Genomic DNA, 19,974 nt, shown 5'->3' with positions numbered 1-19,974 from the left:
CGGCGGGCGGTGCAGCCGGATGGACAGGGTCGTTTCTCAACTGTCCCGGCCGACGTGCCCGTTGATGCCCTTGAGGTCCGCCGGAGTGAGCGGATTCATAGCGGTCACGTCACGCGGGGCGATCGAGAAGCCCTGCCAGTGGACCGGCATCGGCTGCTGGTCCTCGTCCCGCACGATGTGGTGGAAGCCCACGTTCATCCAGACGACGGGGTGGGTGAGGGACTGCCCGTTGACCCACTTGTCGACGGAGTCGGGGTGTCCGGTGGCGCAGGCGCCCAGGTTGCCGCTGGCGTACTGCTCGCACTTGTTGTACTCGGTGAAGTACACGTCGTGGTTGGTGAAGGGGCGGCCCGGATACTTGGTCTGGGCGCCCGGGACGAGCTCGTACGAGCGCGCGTGCCCGTCCTTGTTCTTGCCCGACTGGCTGACCACCCGCCACCAGCGCATGTTCTTGGCGTCGCCCGCGAGTTCCTTGGTGACCTTCGTGAGTGTCGTCTTGTTGGTCGGGCCCCGGTCGCCCGCGGCCGGGCTGACCTTCGAGTCGTACTGCTCGACACGGGTCTTGGAGGAGCCGTCGAGGCCGAAGTCGAGCCGCCAGAAGACGTTGTGGCTGTGGCTGTCGGCGTAGTCCTTGGCGCCCTTGCCGATGGGCCAGCCCCGGCCGTCACCGGAGTCGTAGTCCTCCGGGGCGAGGCTGCCGGTCGCGCCGACGTTCATGGTCATGGTGCCGTCGTCCTGGAACCGCCACTCGGTGATGTACTCGTACCAGCTCACCTTGTTGACGGTGTAGAGCAGCAGGTCCTTGCCCTGGGCCTGGTAGCTCTTGCCGACGTTCCCGTTCGGCGGCTCGGTCTGCAGGTGGTACGCGTGGCCGCGCGAACGCGTCGTGGCGCACAGGCCCTTGACGTCCTGCGAGGCGGAGTACATGGGCTCGCGGACCTTGACCGTCTTGATGGTGCCGCCGGGGCATTCGGCGGGCTTCATGTTCAGCAGGCCGTTGCCGAAGTTGTACTCGGTGACGTCGTTGTACTCGGCGTTGCCGTCGTCGTACGGCACATGGATCTGGGCCAGCTTGGCGCTGTTGAGGACCTTGATCGGCTTGGCCTCGCCGGGCGGCTGGTAGGAGATGTCCTCCAGGACGACACCGGAGGTGCTGTTGAAGCGCCAGCACATCCGCCAGGTGGTGCCGGTGGAGAGCTTCTGCTCGATGCGGTAGGCCGCGCTGCAGTTGGGGGCCGGGGCGGCGGCCGCCTTGGGGTGCGCCGCGGCCGGTCCCGCCCCGGCCGTCGCGCCGGCGGCCAGCGCCGCCAGGGACAGACCGAGGGCCGCCCGCCTGCGGGCACGGCTGATTCTGTTGACGCGCATGAAGAGGTGACTCCCTTACAGGAGGTGCTGAGTTGGAAAAGTGAACGGAGGTCGGCTCAGCCGAGCCGGATCACCTTGCGGGCGCTCAGGTCGATCACGAAGTCCCGGGCGTCGACCCACGGGCCGTTCTTGACCTTCGGGAACAGCCGGGTGCAGCGGTGCTCACCGCACTTCTCGACCGACGCCGACCCGCCCGGAGCGGCCCGGTACACCATGCTGCTCAGCTGGAGCTGGTCGGGAGAGGTGAGCTCCTTGCCGGTGGCGTCCTTGTAGTCCGCCTTCAGATCGGCGCCCAGCGGGTCGGCGATCAGCAGCTTGGCGGCCTCGGCCTGCTCGGCGAGGCTCAACGGCGGCTGCACGCCGCGCTGGGTGGCGGTCCGCTCGACCTTGCCCGTGTCGAGATTGACGGTCCTGGTGACGAGGGTGTCGTCCTGGTAGTCGTAGACCGTCACGTCGGCGCGCCGCGGCGCGCTCGCGTCGTCGACCTCGTCGGCCTCCGGCTCGGCCAGCTGGACGTCGATGCGCTGCGGGCCGCGCGCGCCCCTGACGTTCTCGCTGCGGTCGATGAGCTGCCGGTTCACCGCGAGCTTCTCGACCCGCGCGATCTCGTCGTCGGTCAGCGGGTCGTTGCCCTTGCCCCGGTCGCCCTCGGCCGGCGCCGCCTCGACCACGCCGGGCTGCACGGCCGCGGCGCCGTCCCGGCCCTGGGCCGACTGCTCTGCCGACAGGCCGCTGCTGTCGGTCCCTCCCGTTGTGTCCGCCCCCGCCGTGCCCGGCAGGGTGATTCCGATCATCACGGCGGTTCCCGCCACCGCGATGGCCGCACCCGCCACCACCTTGCCCAGATGGCGGTGCACTATCTCGCGCACATCTTCCCCCTACTCCCCCAACGTTCACGGGAGTACGTGTCTGCCCCACTGGTTCGGCATACGTCGTATGCACTGGTCGGCCGGTAAGAGGGACGTAAGTCATAGGTGGTTCCATCACTTTCGGGGAGACTCGACGTCAAGGCGCCCCCGACGGCGCGCTCCAGCTGAAAGAGTCGTGTCCATGCAGGTCTGGCCTGGAGAGGCATATCCACTCGGTGCCACCTACGACGGCGCCGGCACCAATTTCGCGGTCTTCTCGGAGGCCGCGGACCGAGTAGAGCTGTGTCTGCTGCACGACGACGGCTCGGAGACGGCGGTGGAACTGCGGGAGAGCGACGCCTTCGTGCGGCACGCGTACGTGCCGGGCGTCATGCCGGGACAGCGGTACGGCTTCCGGGTGCACGGCCCGTACGCCCCGGAGCGCGGTCTGCGCTGCAACTCGGCGAAGCTGCTGCTGGACCCGTACGCCAAGGCGATCAGCGGCGCGATCCGCTGGGGCGAGGAGGTGTACGGCTACCACTTCGACGCCCCCGACCGGCGCAACGACCTGGACTCGGCGCCGCACATGATGTCGTCGGTCGTGGTGAACCCGTACTTCGACTGGGGCGACGACCGCCGGCCGCGCACCGAGTACCACCACACGGTGATCTACGAGGCCCATGTGAAGGGCCTGACGATGCGGCACCCGGGGCTGCCGGAGGAGCTGCGCGGCACCTACGCCGCCCTCGCGCACCCGGCGCTCATCGAGCACCTCACCGAGCTGGGGGTGACGGCGCTGGAGCTGATGCCGGTCCACCAGTTCGTCAACGACCACCGGCTGGTCGACATGGGCCTGAACAACTACTGGGGCTACAACACGATCGGCTTCTTCGCCCCGCACAACGCGTACGCCTCCTGGGGCGACCGCGGCCAGCAGGTCCTGGAGTTCAAGTCGGCGGTGCGGGCGCTGCACGAAGCCGGTATCGAGGTCATCCTCGACGTGGTCTACAACCACACCGCCGAGGGCAACCACCTGGGCCCCACGCTGTCCTTCCGGGGCCTGGACAACCCGCAGTACTACCGGCTCACCGACGACCCGCGCTACTACATGGACACCACCGGGACCGGGAACTCGCTGCTCATGCGGTCCCCGCACGTCCTGCAGCTGATCATGGACTCGCTGCGGTACTGGGTCACCGAGATGCACGTCGACGGCTTCCGCTTCGACCTCGCGGCCACCCTGGCCCGGCAGTTCCACGAGGTGGACCGGCTGTCGTCGTTCTTCGACCTGGTGCAGCAGGACCCGGTGGTCTCCCAGGTGAAGCTGATCGCCGAGCCGTGGGACGTGGGCGAGGGCGGCTACCAGGTGGGGAACTTCCCGCCGATGTGGACCGAGTGGAACGGCAAGTACCGCGACACGGTACGGGACCTGTGGCGCGGTGAGCCCCGGGCGCTGGCGGAGTTCGCGTCCCGGCTGACGGGCTCCTCCGACCTGTACCAGGACGACGGGCGGCGCCCGCTGGCCTCCATCAACTTCGTGACCTGCCACGACGGCTTCACGCTGCACGATCTCGTCTCGTACAACGACAAGCACAACCAGGCCAACGGCGAGGACAACCGGGACGGCGAGAGCCACAACCGGTCCTGGAACTGCGGGGCGGAGGGCGAGACCGACGACAGGGCCGTCCTGGAGCTGCGCGCCCGCCAGATGCGCAACTTCGTCGCCACGCTGATGCTGTCCCAGGGCGTGCCGATGCTGAGCCACGGCGACGAGTTCGCGCGCACGCAGCGCGGCAACAACAACGCGTACTGCCAGGACAGCGAGCTGGCCTGGGTGAAGTGGCTCGACGCCGAGGACGGTGCCGAGGAGGGCGACGGAGGGCTGCTCGCCTTCACGCGCGCGATGGTGTGGCTGCGGCGGGACCATCCGGTCTTCCGCAGGCGGCGCTTCTTCCACGGGCGCCCCGTGGAGGGCACGCACGACGACCTGTCGGACATCGCCTGGTTCACCCCGCAGGGCAAGGAGATGGCCCAGCGGGACTGGGACCGGGCGCAGGCGTCGGCGCTGACGGTGTTCCTCAACGGCAACGCGATCTCGGAGCCGGGCCCGCGCGGGGAACGCATCAGCGACGACTCGTTCCTGCTGATGTTCAACGCCTCCCCGAAGACCCTCGACTTCGTCGTGCCGGTCAACCACGGCCGTCAGTGGCAGGTGGTCGTCGACACGGCCCGCGCGGACGGGGTGCCGCCGGGGACGGGCCCCAAGGTGCGGGCCGGGGAGCGGCTGACGCTGGTGGACCGCAGCATGACGGTGCTGCAGCGGCCGGTCTAGACCGGGCCACCCGGCCGAGGGGCGGGTTCGCGCGCGTGGCGGTCGCTTTCGGCGGTGCGTCCGAGGTACGACTCCGGGCGCGCCGCCAGCGCGATCAGACCGGCGAGCGCCGCGGCGAGGCTGCCCGCGCCGAACGCCGCGGCGGGGCCGTGGGACTCGGCGAGCGGGCCCGTGACGGCGACGGCCAGCGCCTGCCCGCCGACCAGCGCGCTCGTCGCCACCGCCATCGCCTCGGCGAGCCGCGCGGGCGGCACCACGCGCTCGGTGAGCCCGAACACCGTGATGAGGTGCGGGGCGTAGGCGACGCCCAGGACGACGACGGTGGCGTAGAGGGCGGAGAGGCTCTGCGTCCACAGCAGCGGGAGCGACAGCACGCACGCGGCGGCGGTGGCCGCCCGCCAGCGCGTGGTGAGTCCGACCCGCGCGGGCACCGCGGCCATGGACAGCCCGGCGACCGCGCTCATCACTCCCATGGCGGCGTACACGAGCCCCGCCTGATCCGGCTGTCCGAGGCGCTCGGTGAGGGCGGTGATGCCGGCCTGGCAGGCGCCGAACATGGCGCCTTGGAGGGCCAGGGCGGCTCGGAGGGGGTGGATGGAGCGAGGGATACGGGGTGCGGCGGGGGCGGGTCGTCGATCCGGTTGCGTCGGGACGGAACCGATCCGTCGTCCCGCGAACGCCCGGACGGCACCGGACCGTCGTTCCGCCTCGACGGCTACGGATGTCGGCCGTGTCGCCACCGCCGTCCGATGCAGCGCGAACCCCGCACCGCACAGGGCCACCAGCACCGCGGCCCCACCCAGCGCGAACCCCGGATGCGCGGTCACCGCCGCCAGCCCGACCAGGGCGGGCCCCAGGACGAAGGAGACCTCGTCCAGGGTGCTCTCGAAGGAGAGCGCGGCACCCACCGTGGAGTCTCGGGCCCCGCCACCGCGCGCGAGGGCGACCAGACGTGCGCGTGCCATCGGCCCGATCTGCGGCACCGTGGCCCCGGCCGCCGCCCCCAGCACGGCCAGCACCGCCGTGGGCAGCCCCGCGAGCGCACCGAGGACCAACCCGGCAATCGCGAGGGCGTTGGCGAGGCAGAAGGCGAGGACGACCGTGCGCTGGCCGTGGCGGTCGGCGAGCCGGCCCACCAGCGGGCCGCAGGCCACCTGGCCGAGGGCGAGCGCACCGCCGGTGAGGCCGGCGGCCGCCAGGGAGCCGCTGGTCCGTGCGACGAGCAGCACGCTGCCGAACTGGATCGTGGCGGTCGGCAGCCGGGCGAGGAAGGACAGGACCGGCAACAGCGGCCCGGTCAGGCCGATCACCTCACGGTATGCCGCCGATGTGCCGCGCCGTCCGGTGCTCCCCGTCTTCTCCATCGCTCGAAGCTAGGCGCGCGCGTGGGCCCACGTGGAGGGGACGATGACACGAAGGGCGGCAGGGCGGGTACGTAGGTTTCCATGACACCTGAGCGACCTGACCCGATGGTGCCGACCGCCACCTACCGGCTGCAGCTGCAGCCCGCGTTCCCGTTCGAGGCCGCGGCGGCGGCCGTGCCGTACCTGGCCTCGCTCGGCGTCTCGCATCTGCATCTGTCCCCGGTCCTGGAGGCGGTTCCGGGGTCGGGGCACGGCTATGACGTCGTGGACCACGCGCGCGTGCGCGAGGAACTGGGCGGCGAGGACGGGCTGCGCGCGCTGGCGCGGACCGCGCGTGAACACGGTCTGGGCCTGGTGCTGGACATCGTGCCGAACCACATGGCCATGGCCCCGCGCCACAACCGTGCCCTGTGGGAGGTGCTGCGCGAGGGCCCCAAGTCGCCGTACGCGCGATGGTTCGACATCGACTGGGAGGCGCAGGACGGCCGGGTGCTGCTGCCGGTGCTGGGGCGGCCACTGGGCGAGGAGTTCGCCCACCTGGAGGTGGACGGTGACGTCCTGCGCTACTACGACCATGTGTTTCCGTTGCGCGAGGGCACCGAGGAACTGCCGCTGCCGCAGCTCCTGGACGCGCAGTGGTACCGCCTGGCGTGGTGGCGGCTGGCCCGTACGGAGCTCAACTACCGCCGGTTCTTCAGCATCTCGGAGCTGATCGGGGTGCGGGTCGAGGACCCTGAGGTGTTCGACGCCACGCACGCCAAGATCCTCGGGCTCCTCCACGAGGGCGTGATCGACGGGCTGCGCATCGACCATCCCGACGGCCTCGCCGACCCCGACGGATACCTGCAGCGCCTTCACGAGGCGAGCGGCGGGCGCTGGACGGTCGTGGAGAAGATCCTGGCGGACGGGGAGCAGCTGCCGGCCTCCTGGCCCGTCGCGGGCACCACCGGCTACGACGCCCTGCGGTACGTCGACGGCCTGTTCACCGACCCGGCCGGGTTCGGGGAACTCCTCGGCCAGTACCGGCGGTTCGCCGCGCCGCAGACGGACCGGGGCGGTGACTGGGCGGCGACGGTGCGGCGGGCGGCGTACAAAGTGCTCACGCACGAGCTGGTCGCGGAGGTGGACCGGCTGACGCGGGTGGCGAGCCGCCTGTGCGCCACGTCCCCGGAGCCCGCGCTGCGCGACCGGGCGCCCTGGGCGCTGCGTACGGCGCTTGAGGAACTCCTCGTCCGGCTGGAGGTCTACCGGCCGTACGCCTCCGGTGACGCGGCCCGCGTGGTCACCGAGGAGGCCGCGGCCGAGGCCCGGCTCGCCTTCGTGGTGCCCGAGGAGGCGGGCGCGGTCGATGTCGTGCGCGACCTGGTGCTCGGGCGGGCCGGTGACGGGCCGGAGCACGTGGAGTTCCGGACGCGGTTCGCGCAGACGGCGTCGGCGCTGCGGGCCAAGTCCGTGGAGGACACCGCGTTCTACCGCCATGTGCCGCTGCTGTCGGCGACCGAGGTGGGCGGCAACCCGGGGAGCCCCGCGGTCTCGCCGGACGAGTTCCACGCGTACTGCGCGCGCGTGCAGCGCGACTGGCCCGGGACGGGGACGGTCGTGTCGACGCACGACACCAAGCGCAGTGCCGACGTACGGGCCGCGCTGGCCGTGCTCACCCAGTGTCCGCAGTGGTGGGCGGACGTGCTGACCGAGGTGACCCGGGACGGCGAGGGCGTCCCGGACGCGCAGTTGGCGTGGGCCGCGTGGCAGACGGTGTTCGGGCTGGGCGAGGCGGACGTCGACCGTGTTCAGGGGGCGCTGTTGAAGCATGTGCGCGAGGCCGGGCTGTTCACCAGCTGGACGGAGCAGGAGCCGCCGTACGAGGAGGCGGTGGCGGCGTTCGTCGCCGCGGGGCCGTGCGGTGCGCCAGGTGAGCGCGTGGCCGCCTTCCGGAGCCGTCTGGAGCCGCACGTGCGGGCGAACGTGCTGGGCATGGCGTTGGCCCAGTTGACGATGCCGGGCGTGCCGGACGTGTATCAGGGCACGGAGGGCGAGTACCGGGCGCTGGTGGACCCGGACAACCGCCGGGTGGCCCGGTTCCCGCACCAGGACCCCGGGGAGAAGGGCGCTGTGACGACGGCCGCGCTCAAGCTGCGCAGGCGGCGTCCGGAGGTGTTCGGCGACTCGGCGTCGTACGCGCCCTTGGCCGCCGAGGGCCCGTCGGCCGCCCACTGTGTGGCCTTCGCACGCTCCGGAGAGGTGGTCACCGCCGTGACACGGCTGTCGCTGCGGCTGGCGCGGTCGGGTGGCTGGGGCGACACCGTGCTGCCGTTGCCGCCGGGCCGGTGGGCCGATGTGCTCGCTCCGGAGCGGGAGTTCACCGGGCACGCGCGCGTGGAGGAGTTGTTCGAGCGGCTGCCGGTGGCGTTGCTCGAACGCGTCGGCGGGGAGGCGGCGGGGTGAGGCGGGCGCGCTCACGGGGCGTACGGCCGCGTGGCGCGCCGTGGCCTCGTGCCCGCGACCCGGCTCGGGCCCGCGTACGCTCCCGGGGCCCGGGTACGGCGGCCGGCGCGTGGTGGCGAGCGTCGAGGCCCGCCGCACGCCCGGGTTCCCGGCACGCATCGGTGCAGGTAGCGGGCGGGCGACGGCCCGGCAGCACGGCCCCGGTACCTGCGCCGACGCCGCCCTGTCCCGCCTTCCGGCGGTCAATGCACCTGGGCGCCCCCGGGAGCCTCCCCCGTGAACTCCTTGACAGGTAAACCAGACCGTGGGGTACTGCGGATTGCGAGCCGGGCGGACGTAACGGGGGTGAGTCTCCTGCCGGAGCTGCGCTACCCCACCCTGACCGAACTAGTCCTGTCCGCCCGCGCCCTGGCCGCTCACCGGCCGGGCCTGTGCACGCTGAGACAGGTGGGGGCCTCCCGGGCGGGCAGACCCCTCCACCTGCTGTCCATCGGTCACGCCCGGCGCGCCGTCCTGGTGGTCGCCGGAGCGCATTCCAACGAGCCCACGGGCGGCCCCACGCTTCTCGCGGTCGCGGAACGGGTGCTGCACGAGCGGGAGTTGCGGGCCGACACCTCCTGGCACTTCCTGCTGTGCGCGGATCCCGACGGGGCGAGCCTGCATGTCACGCCGGCGCCCCGCACCCTGTTCGACTACCACCGCGGCTTCTTCCGGCCCGCGGCCCCGGAGCAGCCGGAGTGGGCGCCGGCCACGCTGCCGCCCGACCGCCTGCCGCCCGAGACGCGCGCGCTGACCCGCGTCATCGACGAACTGCGCCCCTACCTCCAGGTGACACTGCACGGGACGGATCTGGGTGGCAGCTGGGTGCAGTTGACGAAGGACGTGCCCGGGCTCGCCGAGCCGTTCGCGAAGTCGGCGGCGCAGCTGCACATCCCGGTGGAGACCGGCGCCTCGGACGCGGCGGGCTGGCCCGCGTCCGGACCCGGCGTGCACGTCATGCCGGCGCCGGGCGCGGGTGCGGCGTATCCGAGCATGCCGGACGACGCGCGCAGCAGCACCTGGTATCACGTGCACCGGTACGGCGGGCTGACCGCGGTCGTGGAGGTGCCGATGTGGGCGAGCGACCTGGTGGACGACCCGGCGCCGCATCCGGCACCGGCCAGGGCGATGCGGCGGCTGGCGGCCCGGCTGCTGCGGGACTCGCTGGAGGTGGAGCGGGTGCTCGCCGAGTCGCTCCCCCGTCTGGACGGGGTCGACGGGCCCTTGCTGCGGGCGTCGAAGTGGGCGCTGGAGCTGGTGCCGGGGCTCGCCGCCGACTGGACGCGCACGCCTCCCGCCGACAACACCATGGCGTACGTCGGGAGCGTCGACGCCTTCGGGCGCCGGCTGCCGTTGCGGGCGGCGGCCATGCTGCTGCGCGTCCTTCAGGAGGCCGACGACCGCGGGGCGCAGCGCCTCGAACACCTCGTGTCGAGCTGGAGCGACGCCTTCGCCGAACGTTTCCGCGCCCGCTGGGTGCCCCTGGAGCACCAGGTCGAGCACCAGTCCCGCACGGTCGTCGCGGCAGCCCTGCACGCGCGCGACGGCGTGGGGTGAGCCGCGCGCCCGCACGGGACCGGTCGGCGCGAGCCACACGGCCGTACGCGCGCGTGCGGCCGTGTGGCCTACGGCGTCAGCCGTCCAGCGCGAAGACCGACCCCGTCCGCGCGCCCATCGCACACCCGTTGGCGAAGGTCTCGCGGTACTCGACCGGCCGGCCGTTCCACTCCCCGCGCGCGTGGACGGTCACCGGCGCGTAGATCATCGGGCAGAACGCGTCGACCGTGCGGAGCCGGCTGATGTCACCGCCCACCCGCTCCAGGTCCGCGCAGGCCTCGGCCGCCTTCCCGTGGCCCTGCGGCGGGTCGCACAGCAGCAGCGTGCCGTGCGGGTCGCCGTGGCGGGCGTCGCCCCGGGTGACCGTCAGGTAGAGCCAGCTTCCCGGCTCAGGTTCCTGGACCACCGCCCGCGCGGGAGCCGCGCCGAGGACGAGCATGGCGGCCGTCGCCAGCAGGCCGCCCCGTACCGCTTTCGCCGTGAATGAATACGTCATTCCCGATGCATCGGCACGGCGGCCCCGGCATTCCACCCCGACTCACCCGAACGGGAGCACGCGGGCGCGTGCCGCCCGGCGAGTTCGAACGCGGCGAGCACGACCCGCGCCTGGTACTCCACCTGGCGGGAGACCGGTATCCAGCGCGCCCCGCAGCCGTCCCGGTAGTCCTCGCACCACTCCTCGATGAGCGGGTCCAGTTCGGGCAGTACTCCGGCAGGATCGCGCCCCGCGCCCGTCACGAGCTGGTGCAGCAGTCCTGCGGTCCGCAGCGCGAGGCGCCGCCCGGCGATGCGCAGGGCGGCCAGGTGGGCGGTGCTGAGCGGGGGAAGGGGGTGTACGCCGGCCGGGTCCCTGACGTCGGGGTCCCAGGTGTCGGCGAGCCCGGGACAGACCAGTAAATAGTCGTCGACCGGGGCGAGCAGCCGGGCCGTCTCCGGTCCGGCGGTGAGGTGCGGCCGCAGGCGTTCCAGCAGCCCGTTCAGGACGCCGGTGTCGTGGCGCAGTGTGTGGCTCACCCGGCGCAGGACCGTTTCCTCATCGGCGTGCGGAGCGCCGTCCTCCACACCGGCCACACCCCACATGGGGGCCTCGACGACCGCCGTGACCGTGCCGTGCCGGTACGGGTGGAACCACGTCGACTCGACGGCCGCCTCGGTGATGGCGGCGGCCAGGTCGCCTCGGCGGGGCCTCGGGATCCGGTAGACGGCGGGTCCCAGCTCCGGCCAGTACAGGGTGTCGTAGGGGCCGAGCTCGCGCGGGATGCCGAGGCGGGCCGCGGCGTGCGCGACGCGCTGGGCGAGGCCGGGCAGGTCGTGGGTCAGCTCGACGAAGCCGCCGCCGACGTCGACGCCGTGCAGGGAGCACTGCAGGAAGGGCCGCAGTTCGTCCTGGAGTTCGAGCAGCGCGCGGGTCTCGGGAAGCGTGGCCCGGTCCGCGCCGTCCGGCAGCCATTCGGGCTGCTCCAGGAAGCCGGGCCGGAAGAAGTGCCGGAAGTAGGCGGACAGCGCGTAGGGGCCGTGCAGCCAGCCCTCGTTGCGGCGCAGGCCGTCGGGGTCGAGACACAGCAGCAGGTTCCAGGTGGCGTCGGCGCCCTCGTGCAGCCTGGGGTCGGCGAGCACCCGCTCGGCCAGCCGGAGCACGGTGGCGCCGCCGACCGGCTCGTTGGCGTGCGGTCCGGCGACGACGAGGGCCTGACGACTGCCGTGGCCGACGGACAACAGCCACAGGGGCGTGCCCGCGCGGGACGTCCCGACGCGGCGCAGACGGGCGTCGCGGGGGTGGCGGGCGACGAGCGCGGCCGCCCCGGCGCCCAGCTCGTCGACGGTCGGGTAGCGGAGGAGTGGCGGCAGGGCACACCTCCACAATGCGGTGCCGTCGGTTCACCTGATGTGCATGGTGTACGCACAGTCAGTCACGAGTTGACGACCACGTCAACACCACAGAGGGCAAAGGGACTTGAGTCAACACTTCAACCAAGGGGCAGGCCAGAGCAGCGGCCGGGCTCAGTTCGCGGCGAGCCGGAACGACATCCGGCCGAAGCCGACCTGGTCGCCCTCGCGGACCACGACGGCACCGATGACGCGGCGGCCGTTCACCGTGGTGCCGTTGGTGGAGCCGAGGTCGCGCAGGACCCACAGGCCGCCCTGGTGACTCAGTTCGGCGTGCACCCGGGAGACCGTCTCGTGGGTCAGCCGCAACCCGTTGAGGGGGTCGCGGCCGATGCGCAGCGGGTGGCCGGCCGAGGGGTGGGGCAGCAGCAGCTTGGGCAGCCGTTCGGCCTGCCATGCCCGGCGCAGCCGTACGGTGAAGCCGGAGACCGCCTCGACGGTGCCGAACACCAGACGCGACAGACGGCTCTCGGAGGGCAGGTCGGCGGTGAGTGCGGCGAGCTCGTCGGCGCGGCGGGCGGAGAGCGCGATCTCCATGCGCCGCACGAACGTGTCGTGTGACAGCCGGCCCATGGCGACGCCGTCACGGAGCACCTTCAGCGCCTTGTCGCGCTCCACGTCGGAAAGCCGCGCGGGGTACGTGTTGAACTCGAATGACGACGTCACGTCGCTGATTGTCGGTCAGCGAACTCCCGGTGTCCAGAAAACGGGGAAACGGCCACCACGCGCGCGTGATCGACAGGACCGGTCGCGACACCTGCCGCAAAAGGGAAGATTCAAAAGCGGATTGATCTCGTTTGAAGCACCATGGACGGGCTACATCACGGTGAGCAGACGAAGGGGAACCGTCCGTGCAGTTCGAGGTGTGGGCACCGCAGGCCGGCCGTGTGACGCTCCATTGCGAGGGCGCCACGCGCGCGTTGGAGCGCGATCCCGATCGCGATGGATGGTGGCGGGGGGAGGCGGAGGCGCGGGACGGGACGCGGTACGGCTTCGCGCTCGACGACGGCCCCGTGCTGCCCGATCCGCGCTCGCGCCGGCAGCCGGACGGCCCGGACGGGCTGAGCGCGGTCGTCGACCACGGGCGGTTCGAGTGGCGCGCCGAATGGGCGGGGCGGCCGTTGCCCGGCGCGGTGCTGTACGAGCTGCATGTGGGCACGTACACGCGTGAGGGCACGCTGGACGCGGCAGCCGAGCGGCTCGGGCATCTCGTCGAACTCGGTGTCACCCACGTCGAGTTGATGCCGCTGTGCCCCTTCCCCGGCCGGCACGGCTGGGGCTACGAGGGCGTCTCGCTGTGGGCCGTGCACGAGCCGTACGGCGGCCCCGAGGCGCTGAAGCGCTTTGTCGACCGGGCGCACGGGCTGGGCCTGGGCGTGGTCCTGGACGTGGTGCACAACCACTTCGGCCCGTCCGGGAACTATCTGCCCGCCTTCGGCCCGTACCTCACGGACAAGCACCACACCCCCTGGGGCTCGGCCGTCAACCTGGACGCGCCCGGCTCCGACGAGGTGCGGGCGTACCTCCTGGAGAGCTCGCTGGCCTGGCTGCGGGACTACCGGCTCGACGGGCTGCGTCTGGACGCGGTGCACGCGCTGAAGGACACACGCGCGTGCCACTTCCTGGAGGAGCTGTCGACGGCCGTCGACGCCCTCTCCGCCGACCTCGGCCGGCCGCTGCCCCTGTTCGCCGAGTCGGACCTGAACGACCCCCGGCTCATCGCCGCGCGCGAGGAGGGCGGCCTCGGTCTGCACGCGCAGTGGAACGACGACTTCCACCACACCCTGCACACCGCGCTGACCGGCGAGTCCCAGGGCTACTACGCCGACTTCGCGCGCGCCCCCATGGCAGGCCTCGCCAAGACCCTCACCGGCGGCTACTTCCACGACGGCACGTACTCGAGCTTCCGAGGCCGGAGCCACGGACGCCCGCTGGACCGTACGCGCGTGGCGGCGCACCGCCTCCTGGGGTACGGCCAGACCCACGACCAGGTCGGCAACCGTGCCCAGGGCGACCGGCTCGCCGCCCTGCTCTCCCCCGGCCTGCTGGCCTGCGCCGCCACGCTGACGCTGACCGCGCCGTTCACGCCGATGCTGTTCATGGGCGAGGAATGGGCAGCGGGCACGCCCTGGCAGTTCTTCACCGACCACACCGATCCGGAGCTCGCTCAGGCCGTACGGCGCGGCAGGCGGCGGGAGTTCGCGGAGCACGGCTGGGCCGAGGAGGACGTGCCCGACCCGCAGGACCCGGCGACCCGGGACCGCTCCTGCCTCGACTGGTCCGAGCTCGACGGCGAGCCTCACGCGCGCGTGCTGGACTGGTACCGCCGTCTCATCGCCCTGCGCCACGAGCAGCCCGACCTCACCGATCCGGACCTCGCCGACACGAAGGTGGCCTACGACGAGCGGGAGCGCTGGCTCGCCTTCCGCCGCGGTGACGTAAGGGTGGCCGTCAACCTCGCCAAGGAGGCGGCTGCCATCCCGCTGGGGCCGCGCCGGGCCACCGTACTGGCGGCGTGGGAGCCGGTGGAGGCGCCGGGTGCGGACGGGGTGCTCCATGTGCCCGGGGAGTCGGGCGTGGTGCTGTTGCAGGGCTGAGCGGGGCGGGCACTGCCGAGCGGGCCGGGTGCTGTGCGGGACTTCAAGAACACTCCCTAGAGCTCGTCGGCCCCGTCGTCGTCCTCCCTGAACTCGGTCACCCGCTCCAGCAGGATCGCCTCCCACGCGTGCCTCAGCTGCACCCTCAGCAGGGGGAGCGGCGTCTCGCCCTTGCCGTCGAGGCGGTCCGCGAGGCGGACGAGCGCGTCGCAGCGGGCGAGCCAGAGGCCGCGCAGGCAGGGGCGGGCGCCGTAGCCGGCGAGGGTGGCGGCGCGGACGGCGGCCGGGGAGCCGACGGCGAGGGCGAGGCCCGCGATGTCCTCGGCGGGGTCGCCGAGGACGGTGTCGGCCCAGCCGAGGACGCCGCGCACCCGGCCGTCGGCGCTGACGACGAGGTGGTCGCCGGTGAGGGCGTGGTGGACGAGGACGGCGGTGCCGGGCTGGGCGGCGAGCTGGCCGGCGCCCGGCTGGGTGAGCTGGCGCAGCCGGGCGGCGTCGAACTCGTCGGCCTCGGCGAGGCGCGCGGCGGGGCGTTCGGCCGCGCGGCGCAGGGCCTCCAGGGAGCGCGGTGCGGTGCGCGGCACACCGAGCGTCTCGGCCTGCCGTGCCGGCACCTCGCGCAGCCCCGTGAGCAGCCCGGCCAGGTCGGCCTCGCCGAGGGCGGACACGTCGTGCTCCCCACCGGCCCCGCCGGGCACCTTGGTGTCCAGGGTGTAGGACAGCCCGGGCGCCCACTCGCCGTGCGCGACGCTCGTCGGCACGGTGACCGGCACATGCGGGCGGACGAGGTCACGCAGCCGCAGCTCGCGGCGCTGCCGCACGGCGGCCCCCCGGTCGGGGGCCAGGCGCAGCACATGGCGGGTGCCGACCAGCCAGGTGGCGGGCTCGGCGCCCGGCGCGGCGGGCCGGACCTCGGGTCCGGCCGAGTCGTCCACGCCGTTCTTGAGCAGGGAACGGACCAGTCGGCGGACGGTGTCCGCGGTGGGTGTCGGTGCCTGGGTCATGGTCGCGCCGTTGTCGCTCGGGGGTCTACGGGGGCTCCTCGCTCCGGTGCCGGTCACCGGGTCAGTCCACTATGACCATCTCGCGGGTCGTGTCGTTGAGCCGCCGGCCGCCGTCCTCGGTGACGGTGACGATGTCCTCGATGCGCACTCCGAAACGGCCGGGCAGATAGACGCCGGGCTCCACGGAGAAGCACATGCCGGGCACGAGGGGCTGCTCCTCGCCCTCGATCATGTACGGCGGCTCGTGCGTGGTGACGCCGATGCCGTGCCCGGTGCGGTGGATGAAGTACTCGCCGTACCCGGCGTCGGCGATGACCGCGCGGGCGGCCCGGTCGACCTCCTGGCAGGCGACGCCGGGCCGTACCGCGCGGAAGCCGGCCTCCTGGGCCTCGCGTACGAGGTCGTGGACCCGGCGTTCCTCGTCGGTGGGTTCGCCGACGTGGACCGTACGGGAAGTGTCGGAGCCGTAGCCGTCCTTCAGACCGCCGAAGTCGAGGACGACCATGTCGCCGCGTTGGATGACCCGGTCGCCCACCTCGTGGTGCGGGTTGGCGCCGTTGGGACCGGAGGCGACGATGGTGAAGTCGACCTGGGAGTGGCCGAAGCGGCGCAGCAGATCGGCGAGATCGGAGGCGACGTCGGACTCGTGGCGCCCGCCGAAGGGAACCTTCCGGATCTCCTCGAACGTTGCGTCAGCGGCCGCACCCGCGGCCGCCAACAGCTCCAGCTCCGCCGCGTCCTTGACCGCGCGGAGAATCGGCAGGGCGTCGGTGAGGGAGGCGTACGTGGTGGCGGGCAGTGCCCGCTGGAGGGCGAGCAGATGCATCGCCCAGGCGTTGTCGCTGATGCCGAACCGGCCGCTCGTGTTGAGCAGGGCGGCGGTGGCGGCGTAGGGGTCCTTGCCGTCGGTCCAGTCGCGCAGGGTCAGGCCGGGCGCGCCGGCGGCCTTCGCGGCGTCCGGGGCCTCCAGGGCGGGGACGACGAGGACGGGGTCCTGACCGGGGGCGAGGACCAGCAGGGTGAGCCGCTCGGTCTCCGCGGTGGGCGCGTAGCCGGTGAGCCACACCAGGTCCGGGCCGGGTGCCACCAGCAGTCCGGCGAGGCCGGCGTCCGCGGCCGCCCGCGCGGCTCGTTCCCTGCGGGCCCTGTAGTCGTCGGCGGTGAAGGGCGCGGGTGCGGTGCCGGTCATCCGGGCCTCCCTGGGCACGTGAAGGGCTACGGGCAGCATCCTGCCCGGACGGAGGGGGCGGCGCGAGCCGGTCGACGGGTCTTGTCGGCGGGACTTCGGAACGCCGCCGCGGTCACGGCGTCAGCTGTCCAGTGCCATACGGACGCCGAGGAGCAGCAGTACGCCGCCGGAGACCTGTTCCAGGCGCCGGCGCACACCCGCGCGGGACAGCACGGTCTTCATCCGGCCGACGAACCACACGTACAGGCCGTAGTACCCGACCTCGTAGACGGCCCAGAGCGCGGCGAGGCCGACCATGGCGGGCAGATGCGGGGCGCCCTGCGGGACGAACTGCGGGAGGAAGGACAGGGCGAAGACGGCCGCCTTGGGGTTGGCGAGGTTGAGCAGCAGCCCGCCGCGGTAGGAGGCCCAGTCGCCCTTCCGCGTGCCCTCCCAGACGGGCTCCTCCGCGCCCTGCGCCCCCTCCGCGCCTGCCGCCTGCTTCGTGCGGCGCGCGTGCCGCAGCGTCTGGAGGCCGAAGCCGACGAGGACGACCGCGCCGACGATCCGCATCACGTCGTACGCGACCTCGGAGGCCGTCAGCAGCGCGGTCAGGCCGAACGCGGCGACCACACCCCAGATGAAGACGCCGGTCTCGTTGCCGAGGACGGTCAGGAAGCCGGAGCGTCTGCTGTGCAGCGACTGCTTGATGATCAGCACCGTGCTGGGTCCCGGCGAGGCGGCGACGAGGGTGCAGGCTCCCAGGAAGGCGATGAGGGTGGTCGGCATGGGGCTCATCGTGGCCCGGTCGGCCGAGCGTGACCAGTGGTTTTCGCGTGTTCCCGCAAGGGCCGCCCGGCGGTCAGGTGACGACTCCCGGGATCACGGTCAGCTGTTGGTGGCCGCCGCCGCGATGGCGCACCGTCAGGGTCGCCTCGTCGCCCGGGCGGGCTTCGGCGACGGCGCGCGCGAGGTCGGCGGCCGAGTCGACGCGTGTCTCGGCGAACGCGAGAATCACGTCGCTCCTGACCAGGCCGGCCGAGTACCCGGGTCCGGGGACGTGGACGCCGACCACCAGGGCGCCGGGCCTCCTGGCGTCCACGACCTCGATGCCGAGGGTGGCGACGGCCGCGGGAGCCGGCGAGGAGGCGGGTGTCGGGGACGCGGGGGCGGAGGAGCCGGGGTGTGCCGACTCGGCCGGGCTTCCCTGGGCGCCGGCCCGCTGGCCCGCCTGCCGCTGGAACTCGGCGAGCCTGCTCATGCCGATCACCGTGGCCCCCAGCGTGCCGAGTCCGACCCCGGACAGGACCAGGACCGTCCCGGCCAGCAGGGCGCACAGCACGGTCGTGAGCCGTCGGCCGCGCGGGTGGGGCGCGGCGTGCGGGCGCCGTGCGCCGGGGGCCGGCTTGCTGCCGTCGCCGGGGCTCTGACCTGGCATGGGCTTGGGTCGCAACGCAGTCTGTTCCATCGGATCGCCTCCGGCTGGTGACTACCCTGCGCACCGGCGCACGACGAGCCACGATCGAGTGAGACTGACCGGGGGTCAGCAACGGGCAGCCTTCCGCCTCCGGACGGCGACCACTGCCTGATCAGGCCCTTGATCAGGCCCTTGATCAGGCTTTTTCGAGCAACGCCTCCGCGACGGCGGCCGCCGCTCCCCGGGGCCTGCCCGCCCCCGCGCACACCAGTTCTGTCCGGTGTACGACGCGCGGTCGCGTGAGCGGTACGGCGACCGTGTGCGGCACTCCGGCGGCCGCTGAGCGCGGGAGCAGGGTGAGGCCGTGGCCTGCCGCGGCCAGGGCGGTGAGGGCGCGGACGTCGGTGCCCTCGTAGCGCAGGGCAGCGCGGAAACCGTGGCCGCCGTTCGCGCCGCGGAGGTGGGTGAGCGGCAGGCCGGCGTCTGGGGCGTCGAGCCAGCGGGCGTCGGCCAGGTCACCGAGCCGCAGGCCGGCGCGCCCGGCGAGCGGGTGGGTGTCGGGCAGAAGCACGCAGACCGGCTCCTCCCCGACGCCGTACGTGGTCAGCGGTGCCACGTCGGGCAGTCGCAGCGGGTCGCTGGGGGCGGCGAGGCCGTCGACGAGCCCGAGGTCCGCCGTGCCGGTGGCGACGGCCGCGGGGACCTCGTCGCGCGGCAGCACGCGCAGGGTGACGCCGGAGGCCGGGAGCGCGGCGAGGACGCGCGGGCCCAGGGCGGTCGACGTGGTCGCCAACTTCAGTTCGCGGTCGGGCGCGGCTGCCATCCGTACGACGTCGGCGCGGGCCGCCTCCAGCCGGAGGAGCAGCGGGCCCGCGTGTTCGAGGAGCCGCTCGCCGGCCGCCGTGGGCGCGACGGGGCGACGGGTGAGCAGGGATGCGCCGAGGTCCTGTTCGAGCGCGGCGATGTGCTGGGACACCGCCGACTGGGTGTAGCCCAGTGCGCGGGCGGCCTCGGAGAACGAGGCGAGGCGGGCGACGGTGACGTACGTGCGCAGCAGGTGCGGGTCCATGCGGCACAGGATCCCGCACGACATCAGTTTTGCTTATCGGAGGTCCGGTATTCATCGTTGGACGTGAAGTGCGGGGCGCGCCCAGGATGAGGCCATGACGAACACCGCTGCCCGGACGGCCAGGCCGGCAAGGCTCGCCCTGGTCGGGGACCGCTCCCCCAACGTCGCCTCGCACACGCGGGTGCCACTTCTGCTGGACGCCCTCGCCGAACGCGACCGGCTCGTCCTCGACGCCTACTGGATCCCCACGCAGGACGCGGTCGCCGACGGGGCGGTGCGCGGCTTCGACGCCGTGTGGGTGCTGCCGGGCAGCCCTTACCGCAGCGAGGCGGGTGTGCTGTCCGCGATCAGCACCGCGCGCGAGGAGGGCATCCCCTTCCTCGGCACCTGCGGCGGCTTCCAGCACGCGCTCCTGGAGTACGCCCGCGAGGTGTGCGGGCTGACCCGGGTCGCCCACGCCGAGAACGACCCCGACGCCGACGACTTCCTCATCGAACCCCTGGCCTGCTCGCTGGTCGGCCATGAGGCGGTGGTCCGGATCGAGCCGGACACGCTCGCCGAGTCGGTGATCGGCTCGGAGCGCACCGTCGAGCGGTACTTCTGCGCCTACGGCCCCTCCCGCCACCTCGACACCCTGCGTGCGCACGGGCTGCGCTTCTCCGGGCACGACGAGGAGGGTCACGTCCGGATCGCCGAACTGCCCGGCCACCCCTTCTTCCTGGCCACGCTCTTCCAGCCGGAACTGTCCGGTGACGGCTCGCATCCGCACCCGGTCGTTCGGGCGCTGGCACGCGCCGCGGTCGAGCACGCGGCTCGGAAGGTGCCCACGCGCGCGTGACGCCTACGCGTCGGTGACGCCCCACGCGCGCGTACGTGAGTAGG

The 19,974-nt window shown here is 73.0% G+C and carries 16 protein-coding genes; 5 read left to right on the top strand and 11 right to left on the bottom strand.

Features of this window, described 5'->3' with window-relative positions; genetic code table 11:
* Window positions 1–36 precede the first annotated feature (36 nt).
* A complete protein-coding gene (locus AQJ67_RS17615; RefSeq protein WP_062719758.1) occupies window positions 37–1,365 on the bottom strand; it encodes a copper amine oxidase in 1,329 nt (442 codons plus the stop codon).
* A 56-nt stretch (window positions 1,366–1,421) separates the two neighbouring features.
* Window positions 1,422–2,234, bottom strand: coding sequence for a hypothetical protein (locus AQJ67_RS17610; RefSeq protein WP_062719756.1), 813 nt, complete (start codon window positions 2,232–2,234; stop codon window positions 1,422–1,424).
* A 181-nt stretch (window positions 2,235–2,415) separates the two neighbouring features.
* On the opposite strand from AQJ67_RS17610, the gene glgX reads away from it, so the two are divergent.
* Complete coding sequence (glgX, locus tag AQJ67_RS17605) at window positions 2,416–4,545, top strand: glycogen debranching protein GlgX (RefSeq protein ID WP_062719754.1); 2,130 nt, start codon at window positions 2,416–2,418, stop codon at window positions 4,543–4,545.
* Here glgX and AQJ67_RS17600 read toward each other — a convergent pair.
* Window positions 4,542–5,909: an MFS transporter gene (locus AQJ67_RS17600; protein WP_062719752.1), complete on the bottom strand. Its 1,368-nt coding sequence runs from the start codon at window positions 5,907–5,909 to the stop codon at window positions 4,542–4,544. The two genes, glgX and AQJ67_RS17600, sit on opposite strands and share 4 nt — an antisense overlap.
* Before the next feature lie 81 nt (window positions 5,910–5,990).
* Here AQJ67_RS17600 and treY point away from each other — a divergent pair, with 81 nt between their 5' ends.
* Window positions 5,991–8,354, top strand: coding sequence for a malto-oligosyltrehalose synthase (treY, locus tag AQJ67_RS17595; protein ID WP_244190482.1), 2,364 nt, complete (start codon window positions 5,991–5,993; stop codon window positions 8,352–8,354).
* Between the two features lie 345 nt (window positions 8,355–8,699).
* On the top strand, window positions 8,700–9,950 hold the full coding sequence (locus tag AQJ67_RS17590) for a M14 family zinc carboxypeptidase (RefSeq protein WP_062719747.1): 1,251 nt from the start codon (window positions 8,700–8,702) through the stop codon (window positions 9,948–9,950).
* Between the two features lie 76 nt (window positions 9,951–10,026).
* On the opposite strand, the gene AQJ67_RS17585 is transcribed toward AQJ67_RS17590, so the two are convergent.
* From AQJ67_RS17585 to AQJ67_RS17575, 3 genes are all read right to left on the bottom strand, one after another.
* Complete coding sequence (locus AQJ67_RS17585; protein WP_062719745.1) at window positions 10,027–10,446, bottom strand: SSI family serine proteinase inhibitor; 420 nt, start codon at window positions 10,444–10,446, stop codon at window positions 10,027–10,029.
* Window positions 10,443–11,813, bottom strand: coding sequence for a M14 family zinc carboxypeptidase (locus tag AQJ67_RS17580; RefSeq protein WP_062719743.1), 1,371 nt, complete (start codon window positions 11,811–11,813; stop codon window positions 10,443–10,445). Before AQJ67_RS17580 ends, AQJ67_RS17585 begins: the two co-directional genes overlap by 4 nt.
* 138 nt (window positions 11,814–11,951) lie before the next feature.
* Window positions 11,952–12,503: a DUF1707 and FHA domain-containing protein gene (locus AQJ67_RS17575; protein ID WP_062719740.1), complete on the bottom strand. Its 552-nt coding sequence runs from the start codon at window positions 12,501–12,503 to the stop codon at window positions 11,952–11,954.
* A gap of 185 nt (window positions 12,504–12,688) precedes the next feature.
* On the opposite strand from AQJ67_RS17575, the gene treZ reads away from it, so the two are divergent.
* Window positions 12,689–14,434: a malto-oligosyltrehalose trehalohydrolase gene (gene treZ / locus AQJ67_RS17570; protein ID WP_062719738.1), complete on the top strand. Its 1,746-nt coding sequence runs from the start codon at window positions 12,689–12,691 to the stop codon at window positions 14,432–14,434.
* A 56-nt stretch (window positions 14,435–14,490) separates the two neighbouring features.
* Here the strand turns inward: treZ and AQJ67_RS17565 are convergent, their stop codons facing one another.
* From AQJ67_RS17565 to AQJ67_RS17545, 5 genes are all read right to left on the bottom strand, one after another.
* Window positions 14,491–15,438, bottom strand: coding sequence for an aminoglycoside phosphotransferase family protein (locus AQJ67_RS17565; RefSeq protein ID WP_062719736.1), 948 nt, complete (start codon window positions 15,436–15,438; stop codon window positions 14,491–14,493).
* Between the two features lie 61 nt (window positions 15,439–15,499).
* Window positions 15,500–16,627 carry an aminopeptidase P family protein gene (locus AQJ67_RS17560; RefSeq protein ID WP_062719735.1) on the bottom strand — a complete coding sequence of 376 codons (1,128 nt, stop codon included), beginning with the start codon at window positions 16,625–16,627 and terminating at the stop codon, window positions 15,500–15,502.
* A gap of 120 nt (window positions 16,628–16,747) precedes the next feature.
* Window positions 16,748–17,395: a LysE family translocator gene (locus AQJ67_RS17555; protein WP_062719733.1), complete on the bottom strand. Its 648-nt coding sequence runs from the start codon at window positions 17,393–17,395 to the stop codon at window positions 16,748–16,750.
* A gap of 73 nt (window positions 17,396–17,468) precedes the next feature.
* Entirely contained in the window at window positions 17,469–18,074 is a 606-nt protein-coding gene (locus tag AQJ67_RS17550; protein ID WP_062719731.1) for a PDZ domain-containing protein, read from the bottom strand.
* Between the two features lie 145 nt (window positions 18,075–18,219).
* Window positions 18,220–19,092, bottom strand: coding sequence for a LysR family transcriptional regulator (locus AQJ67_RS17545; protein ID WP_062719729.1), 873 nt, complete (start codon window positions 19,090–19,092; stop codon window positions 18,220–18,222).
* Window positions 19,093–19,186: 94 nt separating this feature from the next.
* Here AQJ67_RS17545 and AQJ67_RS17540 point away from each other — a divergent pair, with 94 nt between their 5' ends.
* Window positions 19,187–19,930, top strand: a complete 744-nt coding sequence (locus AQJ67_RS17540) for a CTP synthase C-terminal region-related (seleno)protein (protein ID WP_062719727.1) — start codon at window positions 19,187–19,189, stop codon at window positions 19,928–19,930.
* Window positions 19,931–19,974: the final 44 nt, after the last annotated feature.

The sequence above is a fragment of the Streptomyces caeruleatus genome (genome assembly GCF_001514235.1).
Classification (GTDB): domain Bacteria; phylum Actinomycetota; class Actinomycetes; order Streptomycetales; family Streptomycetaceae; genus Streptomyces; species Streptomyces caeruleatus.
This window is presented reverse-complemented; position numbering and strand designations above follow the sequence as displayed.